The organism is Jeongeupia sp. USM3, from assembly GCF_001808185.1.
Classification (GTDB): Bacteria; Pseudomonadota; Gammaproteobacteria; order Burkholderiales; family Chitinibacteraceae; genus Jeongeupia.
In genome coordinates, this window is the sequence record NZ_CP017668.1 from 3019033 (window position 1) to 3037366 (window position 18334).

The window sequence follows — 18334 nt, forward strand, 5'->3', positions numbered from 1 at the left end:
AAGCGTTTGCCCCCCGCGGTCGAAGAAGTCGGGCGCGGATTGGTCATGAAAATAGCTTTTCATTTCAACGGGGTGTGCATCTTTGTGGGTTTTTTGTTGTCCCCGTGTTTGACAGGGTTCTGTTCGTGACCCATAATGCGCAGCTCATCCGGTGGGGTGGCCGAGTGGTTAAAGGCAGCAGACTGTAAATCTGCCCTCTCTGAGTACGCTGGTTCGAATCCAGCCCCCACCACCAGATACAGTAGTGCGGTTGTGAAGAGTCGTTGTTTGCGTAGTGTGGCTTAGTTCCCGGCGGGTGTAGCTCAATGGTAGAGCAGAAGCCTTCCAAGCTTATGACGAGGGTTCGATTCCCTTCACCCGCTCCAAAAAGTTTGATGCTGATGTAGCTCAGGGGTAGAGCACTCCCTTGGTAAGGGAGAGGTCGTGGGTTCAATTCCCACCATCAGCTCCAATCACGCTTGTATATTTCATTCTCAAATCCCGGTAAGGAAATATCATGGCTAAAGGTAAGTTCGAGCGGACGAAGCCGCACGTCAACGTCGGCACCATCGGTCACGTTGACCATGGCAAGACCACGCTGACCGCAGCGATCACCACCATCCTGTCGAAGAAGTTTGGCGGCGAAGCCAAAGACTACTCGCAGATCGACAGCGCGCCGGAAGAAAAGGCCCGCGGTATCACGATCAACACCGCGCACGTCGAATACGAAACCGAAGCACGTCACTACGCACACGTCGACTGCCCGGGTCACGCCGACTACGTCAAGAACATGATCACCGGTGCTGCGCAGATGGACGGCGCGATCCTGGTCTGCTCGGCCGCTGACGGCCCGATGCCGCAAACCCGTGAACACATCCTGCTGTCGCGCCAGGTTGGCGTGCCGTACATCATCGTCTTCCTGAACAAGGCCGACCTGGTGGACGACGCCGAGCTGCTCGAGCTGGTGGAGATGGAAGTTCGCGAACTGCTGTCGAAGTACGACTTCCCGGGCGACGACTGCCCGATCATCACCGGTTCGGCCCGTCTGGCGCTGGAAGGTGACCAATCGGAATACGGCGAGCCGGCCATCTTCCGTCTGGCCGACGCACTGGATTCGTACATCCCGACGCCGGAACGTGCCGTCGACGGTGCCTTCCTGATGCCGGTTGAAGACGTGTTCTCGATCTCGGGTCGCGGTACCGTCGTGACCGGTCGTGTCGAGCGCGGCATCGTCAAGGTTGGCGAAGAAATCGAAATCGTCGGTATCCGTCCGACCGTCAAGACCACCTGCACCGGCGTGGAAATGTTCCGCAAGCTGCTGGACCAGGGTCAAGCCGGCGACAACATCGGTGCGCTGCTGCGCGGCACTAAGCGTGAAGACGTCGAGCGTGGCCAGGTGCTGGCCAAGCCGGGTTCGATCACCCCGCACACCAAGTTCGAAGGTTCGGTCTACGTGCTGAGCAAGGAAGAGGGCGGTCGTCACACCCCGTTCTTCAACGGCTACCGTCCGCAGTTCTACTTCCGTACCACCGACGTGACCGGTGCGGTCGAGCTGCCGGCTGGTATCGAAATGGTGATGCCGGGCGACAACGTTGAAGTCGTTGTGTCGCTGATCGCGCCGATCGCCATGGAACAAGGTCTGCGTTTCGCCATCCGTGAAGGCGGTCGTACCGTCGGCGCCGGCGTCGTTGCCAAGATCATCGAATAAGTATTTACATAAAGGCGCGGCACTGATAAAGTGCCGTGTTTCCCCGTAGGCGAGTAGCTCAATTGGTAGAGCACCGGTCTCCAAAACCGGGGGTTGGGGGTTCGAGACCCTCCTCGCCTGCCACGGTCTAGAATCAGAGCCGTTTCCGCAGGGAAACGGCTCTGTTTTATTTGCTGTCCGAATCAGGATTATGGAAAGCGTCGACAAAATCAAGGTCGTGGCAGCGCTGCTGCTCGTGGTCGTAGGTATCGCCGGTTACTACATGGTGCCGGCCGACCAAGGTGTGCTGCGCGTGCTGTGCGTGGTGCTGGGTTTGGCAATGGCCGGGGCGATGCTCTGGTTTTCTGCGCTTGGGCGACAGTTTGTCGACTATGCGCGCGACTCGGTCAAGGAGGCGCAAAAGGTGGTCTGGCCGTCCCGCAAGGAGACCTGGCAGCTCACCGGTATCGTCTTCCTGTTCGTGGGTGTGCTGGCTCTCTTTATGTGGGCGGTCGACTCGGGCTTGGCCTGGGTGTTCTACGACCTGGTCCTCGGGCGCGGATAAGTAGGTTAGCGGAGTCATACATGGGAATGCGTTGGTACGTCGTGCATGCGTACTCGGGGTTCGAGAAGAGCGTGCAGAAGGCGCTGAAAGAGCGTATCGAGCGCGCGGGCATGCAGCACATGTTCGGGCAGATTCTCGTGCCGGTTGAAGAAGTGGTCGAGATCAAGGCGGGCCGCAAGGCGCTGACCGAGCGCAAGTTCTTCCCGGGGTATGTGCTCGTCGAGATGGAAATGGCCGACGACACCTGGCACTTGGTCAAGTCGACCCCGAAAGTGACCGGTTTCATCGGTGGCGTCGGCAACCGGCCGTCGCCGATTTCGCAGCGCGAAGTCGATGCGATCATGCAGCAGATGCAGGAAGGTGTGGAAAAGCCGCGCCCGAAGGTGCTGTTCGAGGTGGGCGAAGTCCTGCGCGTGACCGATGGTCCGTTCGCGGATTTCAATGCCACGGTCGAGGATGTCGATTACGACAAGAGTCGTCTCAAGGTGTCGGTGCTGATCTTCGGTCGCGCCACGCCGGTCGATGTGGATTTTTCCCAGGTCGAGAAGGTCTGATCTGGTTTTAAGGCCGGACCTCGGTCCGGTGTGTTGCAGGGGAGCGGACGAGTGTCCGCGCTTGACCCATTTCAGGAGTTAAATCGTGGCAAAGAAGATTGTCGGCTACATCAAGCTGCAAGTGCCCGCTGGTAAAGCCAACCCGTCGCCGCCTATCGGCCCGGCACTTGGTCAGCGCGGCCTGAATATCATGGAATTCTGCAAGGCGTTCAACGCCCAGACCCAGGGCATCGAGCCGGGTCTGCCGATTCCGGTTGTGATCACCGCTTTCGCGGACAAGTCCTTCACCTTCGTGATGAAGTCGCCGCCCGCAACCATTCTGCTGAAGAAGGCTGCCGGCATCCAGAAGGGTTCCGCTCGTCCGCATACCGACAAGGTCGGCAAGGTGAGCCGTGCGCAACTCGAAGAAATCGTGAAGACCAAGCAGGCTGACCTGACCGCTGCCGACCTCGATGCTGCCGTGCGCATCATCGCCGGTTCGGCTCGCTCGATGGGTCTCGAAGTGGAGGGCGTGTAAATGGCTAAGGTTTCCAAGCGTCTCGCCGCCCTGAAGGCTTCGGTCGATCGCAACAAGCTGTACGCCGTTGACGAAGCGCTCGCGCTGGTCAAGGGTGCCGCTACCGCCAAGTTCAACGAGTCGATCGACGTGTCGGTCAACCTCGGCGTCGACGCGCGCAAGTCGGACCAAGTGGTTCGCGGCTCGGTCGTGTTGCCGAAGGGTACCGGCAAGTCGGTGCGCGTTGCTGTGTTCGCCCAGGGCGCAAACGCAGAAGCCGCCAAGGCTGCTGGTGCTGAAGTCGTCGGTTTCGAAGACCTCGCCGAACAGATCAAGGCCGGCAATCTCGACTTCGACGTCGTGATCGCTTCGCCGGACGCAATGCGCATCGTCGGTCAGCTCGGCCAGATCCTCGGCCCGCGCGGCCTGATGCCGAACCCGAAGGTCGGTACCGTGACCCCGAACGTTGCCGAGGCCGTGAAGAACGCCAAGGCCGGTCAGGTCCAGTACCGTACCGACAAGGGCGGCATCATCCACGCAACCATCGGTCGTGCGTCGTTCGAAGCTGCGGACCTGAAGGTCAACCTGGTTGCGCTGATCGAAGCGCTGCAAAAGGCCAAGCCGGCTTCGAGCAAGGGTGTGTACCTGAAGAAGGTTGCCGTCTCGAGCACGATGGGTGTTGGCGTTCGCGTCGACGCTGGCTCGCTGGCGCAGTAAGCAATTTTGGGCCTGTTCCGGCGCTAGCGCCGGGGCAGGGTAGTCCAAGACCGTAGGCGCGTTTCGACGCTTAATCGCCGGTTCGCCGGTAGCCTACGCAGACGGTGTACCCAATCTGGATTTGGCCCGTGGCGTTCGCCGCGGGTTTCCTGAAGGAAAGGTCGCCGTTGGGAGGTGTGGCTCTGCCATGCCAAACATCTCGTAATGGAGGTAGACCTTGAGTCTCAATCTCGAAGACAAAAAGGCCGTCGTAGCTGAGATCTCGGCAGTAGTTGCCAGCGCTCAGACCATCGTCGTTGCCGAGTATCGGGGTGTCGGGGTTGCCAGCATGACTCTGTTGCGCAAGCAAGCGCGCGAGTCCGGCGTATACCTGCGTGTTCTGAAGAACACGCTGGCACGCCGTGCGGTCGAAGGTACGCCGTTCGCCGGCCTGGCCGACCATATGGTCGGTCCGCTGGTTTACGGTATTTCCGAAGACCCGGTTGCTGCAGCCAAGGTGCTGAACACGTTTGCCAAGAAGGACGAGAAGATCGTCATCAAGGCGGGTTCGTATGAAGGTCAGGTGATGGACCAGGCCGGCGTTGCCGCGCTGGCGTCGATCCCGAGCCGCGAAGAGCTGCTGTCGAAGCTGCTCTACGTCATGCAAGCCCCGGTGGCTGGCTTCGCCCGTGGCCTTGCCGCGCTGGCAGAGAAGAAGCAAGCCGGCGAACCGGCTGCGGCCGAAGCTGTTCCGGCCGAAGCGTAACCGCTTCCCGATTCCTTACCCTTTCGAAAAGATTTTCAGGAGTATTTACAAATGGCTCTGTCCAAAGACGATATCCTCGAAGCCGTTGCTGGCTTGACCGTGATGGAACTGAACGACCTGGTGAAGGCGTTCGAAGAGAAGTTCGGCGTTTCGGCTGCTGCCGTTGCCGTTGCTGGCCCGGCTGCTGGTGCTGGCGCTGCTGCTGCAGAAGAGAAGACCGAGTTCGACGTGATCCTGACCGGCGCTGGCGCCAACAAGGTCGGCGTGATCAAGGTCGTTCGCGAAGTGACCGGCCTGGGTCTGAAGGAAGCCAAGGACCTGGTCGACGGCGCGCCGAAGCCGCTGAAGGAAGGCATTGCCAAGGCTGACGCTGAAGCCATGGTCAAGAAGCTGGTCGAAGCAGGTGCTACTGCCGAGATGAAGTAATCGCTTTCGCGATTGCTCGAAATAGGCAGGCGGAGGAATCCGCCTGCCATTTTGCGTTTGTTTGACTGCCGTTCTGTAAGCTAGACCTGAAGGATGTTCCTGACGGTTTCGCTCCACAGATGACAAACCGGAAAAATGTTCCCGGAGCGCTTTGCGGTTTGTCTTTTGCGCCCCAATCCATGGAGAGCTTTTGAGTATGAATTACTCGTTCACAGAGAAGAAACGCATTCGTAAGAGTTTTGCGAAGCGGGCGAGCGTTCTTGACGTTCCTTTTCTCCTTGCGACCCAGATCAACTCGTACACCGAGTTCCTGCAGCTGGGCGTGCCGGTCGCGGAGCGGAATACCAACGGCCTGCAGGCTGCGTTCAGCTCGATTTTCCCGATCGAGTCGCACAACGGCAATGCACGCCTCGAGTTCGTCCACTACGTGCTCGGCGATCCGCCCTTCGACGTGATCGAGTGTCAGCAGCGCGGCATCACCTTTGCCGCGCCGCTGCGCGCGCGCGTGCGCCTGGTGATCATGGACCGTGAAGCGGCCAAGCCGACGGTGAAGGAAGTCAAGGAACAGGACGTCTACTTCGGCGAAATTCCGCTGATGACCCGCAACGGCTCGTTCGTGATCAACGGCACCGAACGCGTGATCGTCTCGCAGCTGCACCGCTCGCCGGGCGTGTTCTTCGAGCACGACAAGGGCAAGACCCACAGCTCGGGCAAGCTGCTGTTCTCGGCCCGGATCATTCCGTACCGCGGTTCGTGGCTCGACTTCGAGTTCGACCCGAAGGACCTGCTGTTCTTCCGGATCGACCGTCGCCGCAAGATGCCGGTCTCGGTGCTGCTGAAGGCACTGGGCTTCACGCCGGAGGAAATCCTCGAGCGCTTCTACGACACCGATACCTTCACCATCGGTGAGGACGGCCTGCAGATGTCGCTGGTGCCGGAGCGCCTGAAGGGCGAAGTCGCCAAGTTCGACATCGTCGCCAGCGACGGCAAGGTGCTGGCGCAGAAAGACAAGCGCATCACCGCCAAGACCATCCGCGACATCCAGGCTGCGGGCATTACCGCGCTGCCGGTGCCGGCCGATTTCCTCTACGGCCGTCTGCTCGCGCACGCCGTCGTCCATCCGGAAACCGGTGAAGTGCTGGCGCGTGCCAACGAAGAGATCACCGAAGACCTCGCGGCCAAGCTCGACATCGCCGGCGTGACCGAGATGAAGGTGCTTTACGTCAACGATCTGGATCAGGGCGCGTTCATCTCGCAAAGCCTGCGTTCGGACGACGTTGCCGACGAGTACGCCGCACGCGTCGCGATCTACCGCATGATGCGTCCGGGCGAGCCGCCGACCGAAGATTCGGTCCAGGCACTGTTCAACGGCCTGTTCTTCTCCGAAGACCGCTACGACCTGTCGGCCGTCGGCCGGATGAAGTTCAACAGCCGCGCCTACCTTGCGCCGCGCGACGAGAAGACGCCGGGCTGGATGCACCAGTTCTACGCGCGCGTCGGCGAGATGGGCCTCGAAGGCCCGGGCGTGCTGTCGGTCGACGACATCCTCGCCGTCATCAGCATCCTGGTCGAGCTGCGCAACGGCCGCGGCGATGTCGACGACATCGATCACCTCGGCAACCGTCGCGTCCGTTCGGTCGGCGAACTGGCCGAGAACCAGTTCCGTGCCGGTCTGGTGCGCGTCGAGCGCGCGGTCAAGGAACGTCTGTCGCAAGCCGAATCCGACAACCTGATGCCGCACGACCTGATCAATGCCAAGCCGGTGTCGGCCGCGATCAAGGAATTCTTCGGTTCGTCGCAGCTGTCGCAGTTCATGGACCAGACCAACCCGCTGTCGGAAATCACCCACAAGCGCCGCGTGTCGGCCCTTGGCCCGGGCGGTCTGACGCGCGAGCGCGCCGGCTTCGAAGTCCGCGACGTGCACCCGACCCACTACGGCCGCGTCTGCCCGATCGAAACGCCGGAAGGCCCGAACATCGGCCTGATCAACTCGCTGTCGTGCTACGCCCGCACCAACGACTACGGCTTCCTCGAGACGCCGTACCGCAAGGTCATCGACGGCAAGGCCACCAACGAGATCGACTACCTGTCGGCGATCGAGGAAGGCAAGTACGTGATTGCGCAGGCCAATGCGCAGACCGACGACGAAGGCCGCCTGACCGACGAAATGGTCACCTGCCGCGAACACGGTGAAACCATCATCGCGACGCCGGACCGCGTCCAGTACATGGACGTGGCGCCGAGCCAGATCGTGTCGGTTGCCGCCTCGCTGATCCCGTTCCTCGAGCACGACGACGCGAACCGCGCGCTGATGGGCGCCAACATGCAGCGTCAGGCGGTGCCGGTGCTGCGCGCCGAGAAGCCGTTCGTCGGTACCGGTATCGAGCGCACCTGCGCGGTCGACTCGGGTACGGCCGTGGCCGCGCTGCGCGGCGGCATCGTCGACTATGTCGATGCCAACCGCGTCGTGGTGCGCGTGAACGACGACGAGACCCTGCCGGGCGAAACCGGCGTGGACATCTACAACCTCGTCAAGTTCACCCGTTCGAACCAGAACACCAACATCAACCAGCGTCCGGTGCTCAAGCGCGGCGACCGCATCACCAAGGGTGACGTGGTGGCCGACGGCGCATCGACCGACCTCGGCGAAATGGCGCTCGGTCAGAACATGACCATCGCCTTCATGCCGTGGAACGGCTACAACTTCGAAGACTCGATCCTGATCTCCGAGAAGGTCGTCGCCGAAGACCGCTACACCTCGATCCACATCGAAGAATTGTCGGTGATGGCGCGGGACACCAAGCTCGGTCCGGAAGAAATCACCCGCGACATCTCGAACCTGTCCGAGCGCATGCTCGGCCGTCTGGACGAGTCGGGCGTGGTCTACATCGGCGCCGAAGTCGAGGCCGGTGACGTCCTCGTCGGCAAGGTGACGCCGAAGGGCGAAACCCAGCTGACCCCGGAAGAGAAGCTGCTGCGGGCGATCTTCGGCGAGAAGGCGTCCGACGTGAAGGACACCTCGCTGCGCGTGCCGTCGGGCATGACCGGCACCGTCATCGACGTGCAGGTGTTCACCCGCGAAGGCGTCGAGCGCGACAAGCGCGCCCAGTCGATCATCGACGAGCAGCTGCGCCGTCACCGTACCGACCTGAACGACCAGCTGCGCATCGTCGAGAACGACCTGTTCGAGCGGATCGAACGGATGATCGTCGGCAAGGTCGCCAACGGCGGTCCGAAGCGTCTGGCCAAGGGCACCGAGATCAGCCACGACTACCTGGCCGATCTGCCGTCCAAGCACGACTGGTTCGACATCCGTCTGGCCGACGAGGAAAGCGCACGCCAGCTCGAAGCGATGAAGGACCTGATCGCCCAGATGAAGGGCGACTTCGACCTCAAGTTCGAAGACAAGAAGCGCAAGCTGACCCAGGGCGACGAACTGCCGCCGGGCGTGATCAAGATGGTCAAGGTCTACGTTGCGGTGAAGCGCCGCCTGCAGCCGGGCGACAAGATGGCCGGCCGTCACGGTAACAAGGGCGTGGTCTCGAAGATCCTGCCGGTGGAAGACCTGCCGTACATGGCCGACGGTTCGACCGTCGACATCGTGCTGAACCCGCTGGGCGTGCCGTCGCGGATGAACATCGGCCAGATTCTCGAAGTCCACCTCGGCTGGGCCGCGAAAGGCATCGGCCAGCGTATCGACGCGATGCTGCGCGAACAGCGCAATATCGCCGAAATGCGCCAGTACCTCGACCAGATCTACAACTGCGCCGGCAAGCAGGAAGACATCGCCGGCCTGTCGGAAGACGAAGTGGTCCAGCTCGCCAACGGCCTGCGCCGCGGCATGACGTTCGCCAGCCCGGTATTCGACGGCGCCAAGGAGACCGAGATCCATCAGATGCTGGATCTGGCCTACCCGAGTGACGACGCACGTACCCAGCTGCTCGACTTCAACAGCAGCAAGACGCAGATGCAGCTGTTCGACGGCCGCACCGGCGAGCCGTTCGAGCGCAAGGTCACCGTTGGCGTGATGCACTACCTGAAGCTGCATCACCTTGTCGACGACAAGATGCACGCGCGTTCGACCGGCCCGTACTCGCTCGTCACCCAGCAGCCGCTGGGCGGTAAGGCGCAGTTCGGTGGCCAGCGTTTCGGTGAAATGGAAGTCTGGGCACTCGAAGCGTACGGCGCGGCGTACACGCTGCAGGAAATGCTGACGGTGAAGTCGGACGATGTGAACGGCCGGACCAAGGTCTACGAGAACATCGTCAAGGGCGATCACCGGATCGACGCCGGCATGCCGGAATCCTTCAATGTGCTGGTGAAGGAAATCCGTTCGCTGGGTATCGATATCGATCTGGAAACCGAGTGATTGTGTGAGGAGGGGCGGCCCCGGGCCGCCTCGTACCGAACGCCTCACCCTCACAGGAGCTAAATGAATGAAAGGCTTACTCGAACTCTTCAAGCAGGTCGCGCAAGACGAAGAATTTGACGCGATCAAGATCGGGCTCGCATCGCCCGAGAAGATTCGTTCGTGGTCGTTCGGCGAAGTGAAGAAGCCGGAAACGATCAACTACCGCACGTTCAAGCCGGAACGCGACGGTCTGTTCTGCGCGCGCATTTTCGGGCCGATCAAGGACTACGAATGCCTGTGCGGCAAGTACAAGCGCCTCAAGCATCGCGGCGTGATCTGCGAAAAGTGCGGCGTTGAAGTCACGCTGTCCAAAGTGCGTCGCGAGCGCATGGGCCACATCGAACTGGCGTCGCCGGTTGCGCACATCTGGTTCCTGAAGTCGCTGCCGTCGCGTCTGGGCATGGTGCTCGACATCCCGCTGCGCGACATCGAACGCGTGCTGTACTTCGAAGCCTTCATCGTGGTCGAGCCTGGCATGACCCCGCTGAACCGCGGCCAGCTGCTGACCGAAGAAGACTATTACAACAAGCTCGACGAATACGGCGACGAGTTCGTAGCGCTGATGGGCGCCGAGGCCGTGCGCGAGCTGCTGAAGAACCTCGACAGCGACAACGAAATCAGCAAGCTGCGTTCGGAGCTCGAGTCGACCTCGTCCGACACCAAGATCAAGAAGATCGCCAAGCGCCTGAAGGTGCTCGAGGCCTTCCAGAAGTCCGGCATCAAGCCGGAATGGATGGTCATGGAAGTGCTGCCGGTGCTGCCGCCGGAACTGCGTCCGCTGGTGCCGCTGGACGGTGGCCGTTTCGCCACGTCGGACCTGAACGACCTGTATCGTCGCGTCATCAACCGGAACAACCGTCTCAAGCGTCTGCTCGAGCTGCGCGCGCCGGAAATCATTGTCCGCAACGAAAAGCGCATGCTGCAGGAGTCGGTCGACTCGCTGCTGGACAACGGCCGTCGCGGCAAGGCGATGACCGGTGCCAACAAGCGTCCGCTGAAATCGCTCGCCGACATGATCAAGGGCAAGGGCGGTCGTTTCCGTCAGAACTTGCTGGGTAAGCGCGTCGACTACTCGGGTCGTTCGGTCATTACCGTCGGTCCTTACCTGCGTCTGCATCAGTGCGGCCTGCCGAAGCTGATGGCGCTGGAGCTGTTCAAGCCGTTCATCTTCCACAAGCTCGAAGTGCTGGGCCTCGCGACCACGATCAAGGCCGCGAAGAAGATGGTTGAATCGCAGGAAGCCGTCGTCTGGGACATCCTCGAAGACGTGATCCGCGAACATCCGATCCTCCTGAACCGTGCGCCGACGCTGCACCGTCTGGGCATCCAGGCGTTCGAGCCGGTGCTGATCGAAGGCAAGGCGATCCAGCTGCACCCGCTGGTCTGCGCGGCGTTCAACGCCGACTTCGACGGTGACCAGATGGCCGTTCACGTGCCGCTGTCGCTCGAAGCGCAGATGGAAGCCCGCACGCTGATGCTGGCGTCGAACAACGTGCTGTCGCCGGCCAACGGCGAGCCGATCATCGTGCCGTCGCAGGATATCGTCCTGGGTCTGTACTACATGACCCGTGACGCCGTGCGCGCCAAGGGCGAAGGCATGGCGTTCACCGACGTCAAGGAAGCGCTGCGCGCCTACGCCAACAAGTTCGTCACGCTGCAGACGCGCGTCTCGGTCCGCCTGAACGAGTGGGTCAAGGACGAGAACGGCGAGTGGCAGGTCAAGTCGGTGCGTCGCAACACCACCGTCGGCCGCGCGATCCTGTCGGAAATCCTGCCCAAGGGCCTCGACTTCAGCCACATCGACAAGGCGCTGAAGAAGAAGGAAATCGGCAAGCTGATCAACGCCTCGTTCCGCAGCTGCGGCCTGAAGGACACTGTCGTGTTCGCCGACCAGCTGATGTACACCGGTTTTGCCTACTCGACCCGCGGCGGGATCTCGATCTGCGTCGACGACATGCTGGTGCCGGCTGCCAAGGCCGAACTGCTGGCTGCCGCCAACGCCGAAGTGCGCGACGTCGAACAGCAGTACAACTCGGGTCTGGTGACCCAGGGCGAACGCTACAACAAGGTCGTCGACATCTGGGGCCGTGCCGGTGAAGACATCGCCAAGGCGATGATGGCCAACCTCGGCAAGCAGCCGGTGCTCGACGCCGACGGCAAGATCGTCAAGGACGAGAATGGCAAGGACCTGATGCAGGACTCGTTCAACTCGATCTACATGATGGCCGACTCGGGCGCGCGGGGTTCCGCAGCGCAGATCCGTCAGCTCGCCGGTATGCGGGGCCTGATGGCCAAGCCGGACGGCTCGATCATCGAGACGCCGATCAAGGCGAACTTCCGCGAAGGCCTGACCGTTCTCGACTACTTCATCTCGACCCACGGTGCCCGTAAGGGTCTGGCGGATACGGCGCTGAAGACCGCGAACTCGGGTTACCTGACCCGCCGTCTGGTCGATGTGACGCAGGATCTGGTCGTGATCGAGGACGATTGCTATACCAAGAACGGCGTGACCATGAAGGCCGTGGTGCAGGGCGGTGACGTGATCGAAGCGCTGCGCGACCGGATTCTCGGCCGTGTTGCCGCGATCGACATCGTCGATCCGAGCAGCCAGGAGACCGTGTTCGAAGCCGGCACGCTGCTGACCGAAGACATTGTCGACCGCATCGACGAGATCGGTGTCGACGAGGTCAAGGTGCGTACGCCGCTGACGTGCGAAACCCGCTACGGCCTGTGCGCATCGTGCTACGGCCGCGACCTCGGCCGCGGTCACCGCGTCAACGCCGGCGAAGCTGTCGGCGTGATCGCCGCACAGTCGATCGGCGAGCCGGGTACCCAGCTGACGATGCGTACCTTCCACATCGGTGGTGCCGCGTCGCGAGCCGCCGCTGCGAGCCAGGTCGAATCGAAGTCGAACGGCCGCATCGCGTTCACCTCGACGATGCGCTACGTCGCCAACAACAAGGGCGAGCTGATCGTCATCACCCGCTCGGCCGAAGTGCTGGTGCTCGACGACCAGGGCCGCGAGCGCGAGCGCCACAAGGTGCCGTACGGTGCGACGCTGGCCGTCAAGGACGGCGACACCATCAAGGCCGGTACCGTGCTGGGTACGTGGGATCCGCACACCCGCCCGATCATCACCGAGTACGAAGGCCAGGTGCGCTTCGAGAACGTCGAGGAAGGCATGACCGTCGTCAAGCAGGTCGACGACGTGACCGGCCTGTCGACCCTCGTCGTGATCAACCCGAAGACCAAGGCCGGCGCCAAGGGCGTCCGTCCGCTGGTGAAGCTGCTCGACGAACAGGGCAAGGAAGTGAAGCTGGCCGGCACCGATACGCCGGTCACCATCGGCTTCCAGCCGGGTGCGATCATTACCGTCAAGGACGGCCAGTCGGTCGGCAAGGGCGACGTGCTGGCGCGGATTCCGCAGGAATCGGCCAAGACCCGCGACATTACCGGTGGTCTGCCGCGCGTGGCCGAGCTGTTCGAAGCCCGTTCGCCGAAGGATGCCGGCATGCTGGCCGAGGTGACCGGTACCGTGTCGTTCGGCAAGGACACCAAGGGCAAGCAGCGCCTGATCATCACCGATCTGGAAGGACTGGGTCACGAGTATCTGATCCCGAAGGAAAAGCACGTGATGGTCCACGACGGCCAGGTCGTCAACCGCGGCGAAACCATCGTCGACGGCCCGATCGATCCGCACGACATCCTGCGTCTGCAGGGCATCGAAGCGCTGGCGCGCTACGTCGTCCAGGAAGTTCAGGAGGTCTACCGTCTGCAGGGCGTGAAGATCAACGACAAGCACATCGAGGTGATCGTTCGCCAGATGCTGCGTCGCGTAGTCATCACCAGCAACGGCGACACCGGCTTCATTCCGGGCGAACAGGTCGAGCGTGCCGAAGTGCTGACGAAGAATGACGAAATGGTCGCCGCCGGCAAGCAGCCGGCCGGTTACGACAACGTGCTGCTCGGCATCACCAAGGCCTCGCTGTCGACCGACTCGTTCATCTCGGCCGCGTCGTTCCAGGAAACCACGCGCGTTCTGACCGAAGCCGCCATCATGGGTAAGGTCGACGATCTGCGCGGTCTGAAGGAAAACGTCATCGTCGGCCGTCTGATCCCGGCCGGCACTGGTCTGGCGTATCACCGTTCGCGCAAGCGTCAGGCCCAGGGTCTGGACCAGGCGTTCGAGGCACTCGAAGCCGCGCAGAGCGAGGAAACGCTCTGAGCGCCGGTGTCTGACTTGACGACAAGGGCTTGATTTTCTTAGAATCTCAAGTCCAATCTGGCGACGCTCGGATTTTCCGCGCGTCGCCGGCTTCATTTGGGCGTCGCAAATCGCGACGTCCGGTGGCGGCAGACCGTTCTGCCGCCCGAAGTGGGGCCCCGCAAGGGGTGATTAACTCGAAGGATGTAATCAATGCCAACCATCAACCAGCTGGTCCGCAAGGGCCGCGAGAAGGAAGTGGTGAAGAGCAAGGTTCCCGCGCTCGAATCCTGCCCTCAAAAACGTGGCGTGTGCACTCGCGTGTACACCACCACCCCGAAGAAGCCGAACTCCGCGCTGCGTAAAGTGTGCAAGGTTCGCCTGACCAACGGTTTCGAAGTCATTTCGTACATCGGCGGTGAAGGCCACAACCTGCAGGAACACAGCGTTGTGCTGATCCGCGGCGGTCGTGTGAAGGACTTGCCGGGTGTGCGTTACCACACCGTGCGCGGTTCGCTTGACACCGCAGGCGTCAAGGATCGCAAGCAGTCGCGCTCGAAGTACGGCGCGAAGCGTCCGAAGTAATTTCGGATGCAGGCGGCGGTGTATCGCGCAGGCGAGACCGTCGAGTAAGTGGTCGTCCCGCTGGGCGGCCGTGGGATCGAAAATCCCGACTGAATGTCATATTTAGGATAGAGAATCATGCCAAGACGCAGAGAAGTACCGAAGCGCGACGTCCTGCCGGATCCGAAGTTCGGTTCGCAGGAGCTGACCAAGTTCATGAACGTGGTCATGATCGACGGCAAGAAGGCCGTTGCAGAACGTATCGTTTACGGTGCATTCGAACAAATCGAAAAGAAGACCGGCAAGAGCGCGCTCGAAGTGTTCACGACCGCCATCGGCAACGCCAAGCCGATCGTCGAAGTGAAGAGCCGCCGTGTCGGTGGCGCTAACTACCAGGTTCCGGTCGAAGTCCGCCCCAGCCGTCGTTTGGCATTGGCGATGCGCTGGCTGCGTGATGCCGCCCGCAAGCGTGGTGAGAAGTCGATGGATCTGCGTCTGGCCGGTGAGCTGCTCGATGCGGCCGAAGGTCGTGGCGGCGCAATGAAGAAGCGTGACGAAGTGCACCGCATGGCCGAAGCCAACAAGGCCTTTGCTCACTTCCGCTTCTAATGCGGCAATCCGTTTAAGGAAACTACCGTGGCACGTACTACCCCCATTGAGCGCTACCGTAATATCGGTATCTCCGCTCACATCGACGCCGGTAAAACGACGACGACCGAACGCATCCTGTTCTACACCGGTGTCAACCACAAGATCGGTGAAGTGCATGACGGCGCTGCCACCATGGACTGGATGGAGCAGGAGCAGGAACGCGGGATCACCATTACCTCGGCGGCTACCACGACCTTCTGGAAGGGCATGGGCCTGCAGTTCCCGGAACACCGCTTCAACATCATCGACACCCCGGGGCACGTCGACTTCACGATTGAAGTCGAGCGCTCGATGCGTGTGCTTGACGGCGCGTGCATGGTGTACTGCGCGGTCGGTGGCGTTCAGCCACAGTCGGAAACCGTCTGGCGTCAGGCCAACAAGTACAAGGTTCCGCGTCTGGCCTTCGTGAACAAGATGGACCGTCAGGGTGCCAACTTCTTCCGCGTCGTCGAGCAGATGAAGACCCGTCTGAAGGCGAATCCGGTGCCGGTCGTTGTGCCTATCGGCGCAGAAGACAACTTCCAGGGCGTCGTCGACCTCCTGAAGATGCAGGCCATCTTCTGGGACGAAGCGTCGCAGGGTATGAAGTTCGAATATCGCGACATCCCGGACGACCTGAAGGCCGTTGCCCAGGAATGGCGCGAGAAGATGGTCGAATCCGCTGCGGAAGCGTCGGAAGAGCTGATGAACAAGTACCTCGAAGAGGGTGACCTCACCGAGGACGAGATCAAGGGCGCCATCCGTCAGCGTACGCTGGCGTGCGAAATCCAGCCGATGCTGTGCGGTACCGCGTTCAAGAACAAGGGCGTGCAGCGCATGCTCGACGCCGTCATCGAGTTCCTGCCGTCGCCGGTCGACATCCCGCCGGTTGCAGGTACCGACGACAAGGAGCAGCCGACCTCGCGCGAGGCTTCGGACAGCGCGCCGTTCTCGTCACTCGCGTTCAAGCTGATGAACGACCCGTACGTCGGCCAGCTGACCTTCTTCCGCGTCTACTCGGGCGTCGTGAAGCAGGGCGACTCGGTGCTGAACTCGGTCAAGGACAAGAAGGAACGGATCGGCCGTATCGTGCAGATGCACGCCAACGACCGTAAGGAAATCGACGAGGTTCACGCGGGTGACATCGCTGCTGCGATCGGCCTGAAGGACGTGACCACCGGCGAAACCCTGTGTGCCCTTGATGCGCCGATCATCCTCGAGCGCATGGTCTTCCCGGAGCCGGTGATTCACGTTGCCGTCGAACCGAAGACCAAGGCCGACCAGGAAAAGATGGGCGTTGCCCTGAACCGCCTGGCCAAGGAAGACCCGTCGTTCCGCGTGCGTACCGATGAAGAGTCGGGCCAGACCATCATTTCGGGTATGGGCGAACTGCACTTGGAAATTCTGGTCGACCGCATGCGTCGCGAATTCGGTGTCGAAGCCAACGTCGGCGCCCCGCAAGTGGCTTACCGTGAAACCATCACCCGCATCGCGGAAGATGTCGAAGGCAAGCACGCCAAGCAGTCGGGCGGCAAGGGCCAGTACGGTCATTGCGTGATCACCGTTGAGCCGGCAGGCGAGGGCAATGGCTACTCGTTCGTCGACGAAATCAAGGGTGGCGTGATTCCGCGCGAATTCATCCCGTCGGTCGACAAGGGCATCCAGGGTACGCTGAAGGCTGGCGTGCTCGCGGGCTTCCCGGTCGTTGACGTCAAGGTTCGCCTGACCTTCGGCTCGTACCACGACGTCGACTCGTCGCAGATCGCGTTCGAACTCGCCGGCTCCATCGCTTTCAAGGAAGCGATGCGCCGTGCAGGTGCGGTGATTCTCGAGCCGATGATGGCCGTCGAAATCGAAACGCCGGAAGAGTACATGGGCGACATCATGGGCGACCTGTCGTCCCGTCGCGGTATCATCCAGGGTATGGATGACAACCCGGCCGGCGGCAAGATGATCAAGGTCGAAGTGCCGTTGTCGGAAATGTTCGGTTACTCGACCACGCTGCGCTCGATGTCGCAGGGTCGTGCTACGTACTCGATGGAGTTCAAGCACTACTCGCAAGCGCCGAAGCACGTGGCCGACGCGATCCAGGCTAACAAGAAGTAATTGGTTTTGCCCGGCCCCGTGCCGGGCAACCCCGAATCTCTATTTAAGGAATTAGCGAAATGGCTAAGGGTAAGTTTGAACGTACGAAGCCGCACGTCAACGTCGGCACCATCGGTCACGTTGACCATGGCAAGACCACGCTGACCGCAGCGATCACCACCATCCTGTCGAAGAAGTTTGGCGGCGAAGCCAAAGACTACTCGCAGATCGACAGCGCGCCGGAAGAAAAGGCCCGCGGTATCACGATCAACACCGCGCACGTCGAATACGAAACCGAAGCACGTCACTACGCACACGTCGACTGCCCGGGTCACGCCGACTACGTCAAGAACATGATCACCGGTGCTGCGCAGATGGACGGCGCGATCCTGGTCTGCTCGGCCGCTGACGGCCCGATGCCGCAAACCCGTGAACACATCCTGCTGTCGCGCCAGGTTGGCGTGCCGTACATCATCGTCTTCCTGAACAAGGCCGACCTGGTGGACGACGCCGAGCTGCTCGAGCTGGTGGAGATGGAAGTTCGCGAACTGCTGTCGAAGTACGACTTCCCGGGCGACGACTGCCCGATCATCACCGGTTCGGCCCGTCTGGCGCTGGAAGGTGACCAATCGGAATACGGCGAGCCGGCCATCTTCCGTCTGGCCGACGCACTGGATTCGTACATCCCGACGCCGGAACGTGCCGTCGACGGTGCCTTCCTGATGCCGGTTGAAGACGTGTTCTCGATCTCGGGTCGCGGTACCGTCGTGACCGGTCGTGTCGAGCGCGGCATCGTCAAGGTTGGCGAAGAAATCGAAATCGTCGGTATCCGTCCGACCGTCAAGACCACCTGCACCGGCGTGGAAATGTTCCGCAAGCTGCTGGACCAGGGTCAAGCCGGCGACAACATCGGTGCGCTGCTGCGCGGCACTAAGCGTGAAGACGTCGAGCGTGGCCAGGTGCTGGCCAAGCCGGGTTCGATCACCCCGCACACCAAGTTCGAAGGTTCGGTCTACGTGCTGAGCAAGGAAGAGGGCGGTCGTCACACCCCGTTCTTCAACGGCTACCGTCCGCAGTTCTACTTCCGTACCACCGACGTGACCGGTGCGGTCGAGCTGCCGGCAGGTATCGAAATGGTGATGCCGGGCGACAACGTTGAAGTCGTCGTGTCGCTGATCGCGCCGATCGCCATGGAACAAGGTCTGCGTTTCGCCATCCGTGAAGGCGGTCGTACCGTCGGCGCCGGTGTTGTTGCCAAGATCATCGAGTAA

Annotated in this window: 13 protein-coding genes and 4 tRNA genes; all 17 read left to right on the plus strand. The window is 61.6% G+C overall.

The genetic code is table 11. From position 1 onward, the window contains the following. Positions 1–150: 150 nt before the first annotated feature. The 17 genes from BJP62_RS14230 to tuf (BJP62_RS14310) all read left to right on the plus strand — a co-directional run bounded on the left by BJP62_RS14230 (position 151) and on the right by tuf (BJP62_RS14310) (position 18334). Positions 151–235, plus strand: a tRNA-Tyr gene (locus BJP62_RS14230). Positions 236–291: 56 nt separating this feature from the next. Beyond that, positions 292–365: transfer RNA gene (locus tag BJP62_RS14235), tRNA-Gly, on the plus strand. An 11-nt stretch (positions 366–376) separates the two neighbouring features. Further along, positions 377–451 (plus strand) — tRNA-Thr (locus BJP62_RS14240). Positions 452–496: 45 nt separating this feature from the next. Beyond that, positions 497–1687, plus strand: a complete 1191-nt coding sequence (gene tuf, locus BJP62_RS14245) for an elongation factor Tu (RefSeq protein WP_070530623.1) — start codon at positions 497–499, stop codon at positions 1685–1687. Positions 1688–1734: 47 nt separating this feature from the next. Beyond that, a tRNA-Trp gene (locus BJP62_RS14250) sits at positions 1735–1810 on the plus strand. Between the two features lie 67 nt (positions 1811–1877). After that, on the plus strand, positions 1878–2231 hold the full coding sequence (gene secE, locus BJP62_RS14255) for a preprotein translocase subunit SecE (RefSeq protein ID WP_070530625.1): 354 nt from the start codon (positions 1878–1880) through the stop codon (positions 2229–2231). Between the two features lie 20 nt (positions 2232–2251). After that, complete coding sequence (nusG, locus tag BJP62_RS14260; RefSeq protein ID WP_070530627.1) at positions 2252–2785, plus strand: transcription termination/antitermination protein NusG; 534 nt, start codon at positions 2252–2254, stop codon at positions 2783–2785. Between the two features lie 85 nt (positions 2786–2870). Beyond that, positions 2871–3302 (plus strand): 50S ribosomal protein L11, encoded by a 432-nt coding sequence (gene rplK / locus BJP62_RS14265; protein ID WP_070530629.1) that lies wholly within the window; start codon positions 2871–2873, stop codon positions 3300–3302. Beyond that, positions 3303–3998: a 50S ribosomal protein L1 gene (gene rplA, locus BJP62_RS14270; RefSeq protein ID WP_070530631.1), complete on the plus strand. Its 696-nt coding sequence runs from the start codon at positions 3303–3305 to the stop codon at positions 3996–3998. It begins immediately after the preceding gene. Between the two features lie 217 nt (positions 3999–4215). Beyond that, the gene (rplJ, locus tag BJP62_RS14275; RefSeq protein WP_070530633.1) at positions 4216–4743 is read left to right on the plus strand and encodes a 50S ribosomal protein L10; all 528 of its coding nucleotides are present in this window, start codon (positions 4216–4218) and stop codon (positions 4741–4743) included. Positions 4744–4794: 51 nt separating this feature from the next. Then, on the plus strand, positions 4795–5169 hold the full coding sequence (gene rplL / locus BJP62_RS14280; RefSeq protein ID WP_070530635.1) for a 50S ribosomal protein L7/L12: 375 nt from the start codon (positions 4795–4797) through the stop codon (positions 5167–5169). Between the two features lie 196 nt (positions 5170–5365). Continuing rightward, positions 5366–9538 (plus strand): DNA-directed RNA polymerase subunit beta, encoded by a 4173-nt coding sequence (gene rpoB, locus BJP62_RS14285; RefSeq protein ID WP_070530637.1) that lies wholly within the window; start codon positions 5366–5368, stop codon positions 9536–9538. Positions 9539–9605: 67 nt separating this feature from the next. Beyond that, on the plus strand, positions 9606–13805 hold the full coding sequence (rpoC, locus tag BJP62_RS14290; RefSeq protein ID WP_070530639.1) for a DNA-directed RNA polymerase subunit beta': 4200 nt from the start codon (positions 9606–9608) through the stop codon (positions 13803–13805). 192 nt (positions 13806–13997) lie between these two features. After that, the gene (gene rpsL / locus BJP62_RS14295; RefSeq protein ID WP_070530641.1) at positions 13998–14369 is read left to right on the plus strand and encodes a 30S ribosomal protein S12; all 372 of its coding nucleotides are present in this window, start codon (positions 13998–14000) and stop codon (positions 14367–14369) included. A gap of 117 nt (positions 14370–14486) precedes the next feature. After that, complete coding sequence (gene rpsG, locus BJP62_RS14300; RefSeq protein ID WP_070530643.1) at positions 14487–14957, plus strand: 30S ribosomal protein S7; 471 nt, start codon at positions 14487–14489, stop codon at positions 14955–14957. Between the two features lie 27 nt (positions 14958–14984). Beyond that, a complete protein-coding gene (gene fusA, locus BJP62_RS14305; protein ID WP_070530646.1) occupies positions 14985–17084 on the plus strand; it encodes an elongation factor G in 2100 nt (699 codons plus the stop codon). A gap of 59 nt (positions 17085–17143) precedes the next feature. Beyond that, positions 17144–18334, plus strand: a complete 1191-nt coding sequence (gene tuf / locus BJP62_RS14310; protein WP_070530623.1) for an elongation factor Tu — start codon at positions 17144–17146, stop codon at positions 18332–18334.

What these genes read in the sequence shown, in the direction of transcription:
- tuf (WP_070530623.1), top strand. Translation starts at nt 497, where the DNA reads ATGGCTAAAGGTAAGTTCGAGCGGACGAAGCCGCACGTCAACGTCGGC.
- secE (WP_070530625.1), top strand. Translation starts at nt 1,878, where the DNA reads ATGGAAAGCGTCGACAAAATCAAGGTCGTGGCAGCGCTGCTGCTCGTG.
- nusG (WP_070530627.1), top strand. Translation starts at nt 2,252, where the DNA reads ATGGGAATGCGTTGGTACGTCGTGCATGCGTACTCGGGGTTCGAGAAG.
- rplA (WP_070530631.1), top strand. Translation starts at nt 3,303, where the DNA reads ATGGCTAAGGTTTCCAAGCGTCTCGCCGCCCTGAAGGCTTCGGTCGAT.
- rplL (WP_070530635.1), top strand. Translation starts at nt 4,795, where the DNA reads ATGGCTCTGTCCAAAGACGATATCCTCGAAGCCGTTGCTGGCTTGACC.
- rpoB (WP_070530637.1), top strand. Translation starts at nt 5,366, where the DNA reads ATGAATTACTCGTTCACAGAGAAGAAACGCATTCGTAAGAGTTTTGCG.
- rpoC (WP_070530639.1), top strand. Translation starts at nt 9,606, where the DNA reads ATGAAAGGCTTACTCGAACTCTTCAAGCAGGTCGCGCAAGACGAAGAA.
- rpsL (WP_070530641.1), top strand. Translation starts at nt 13,998, where the DNA reads ATGCCAACCATCAACCAGCTGGTCCGCAAGGGCCGCGAGAAGGAAGTG.
- rpsG (WP_070530643.1), top strand. Translation starts at nt 14,487, where the DNA reads ATGCCAAGACGCAGAGAAGTACCGAAGCGCGACGTCCTGCCGGATCCG.
- tuf (WP_070530623.1), top strand. Translation starts at nt 17,144, where the DNA reads ATGGCTAAGGGTAAGTTTGAACGTACGAAGCCGCACGTCAACGTCGGC.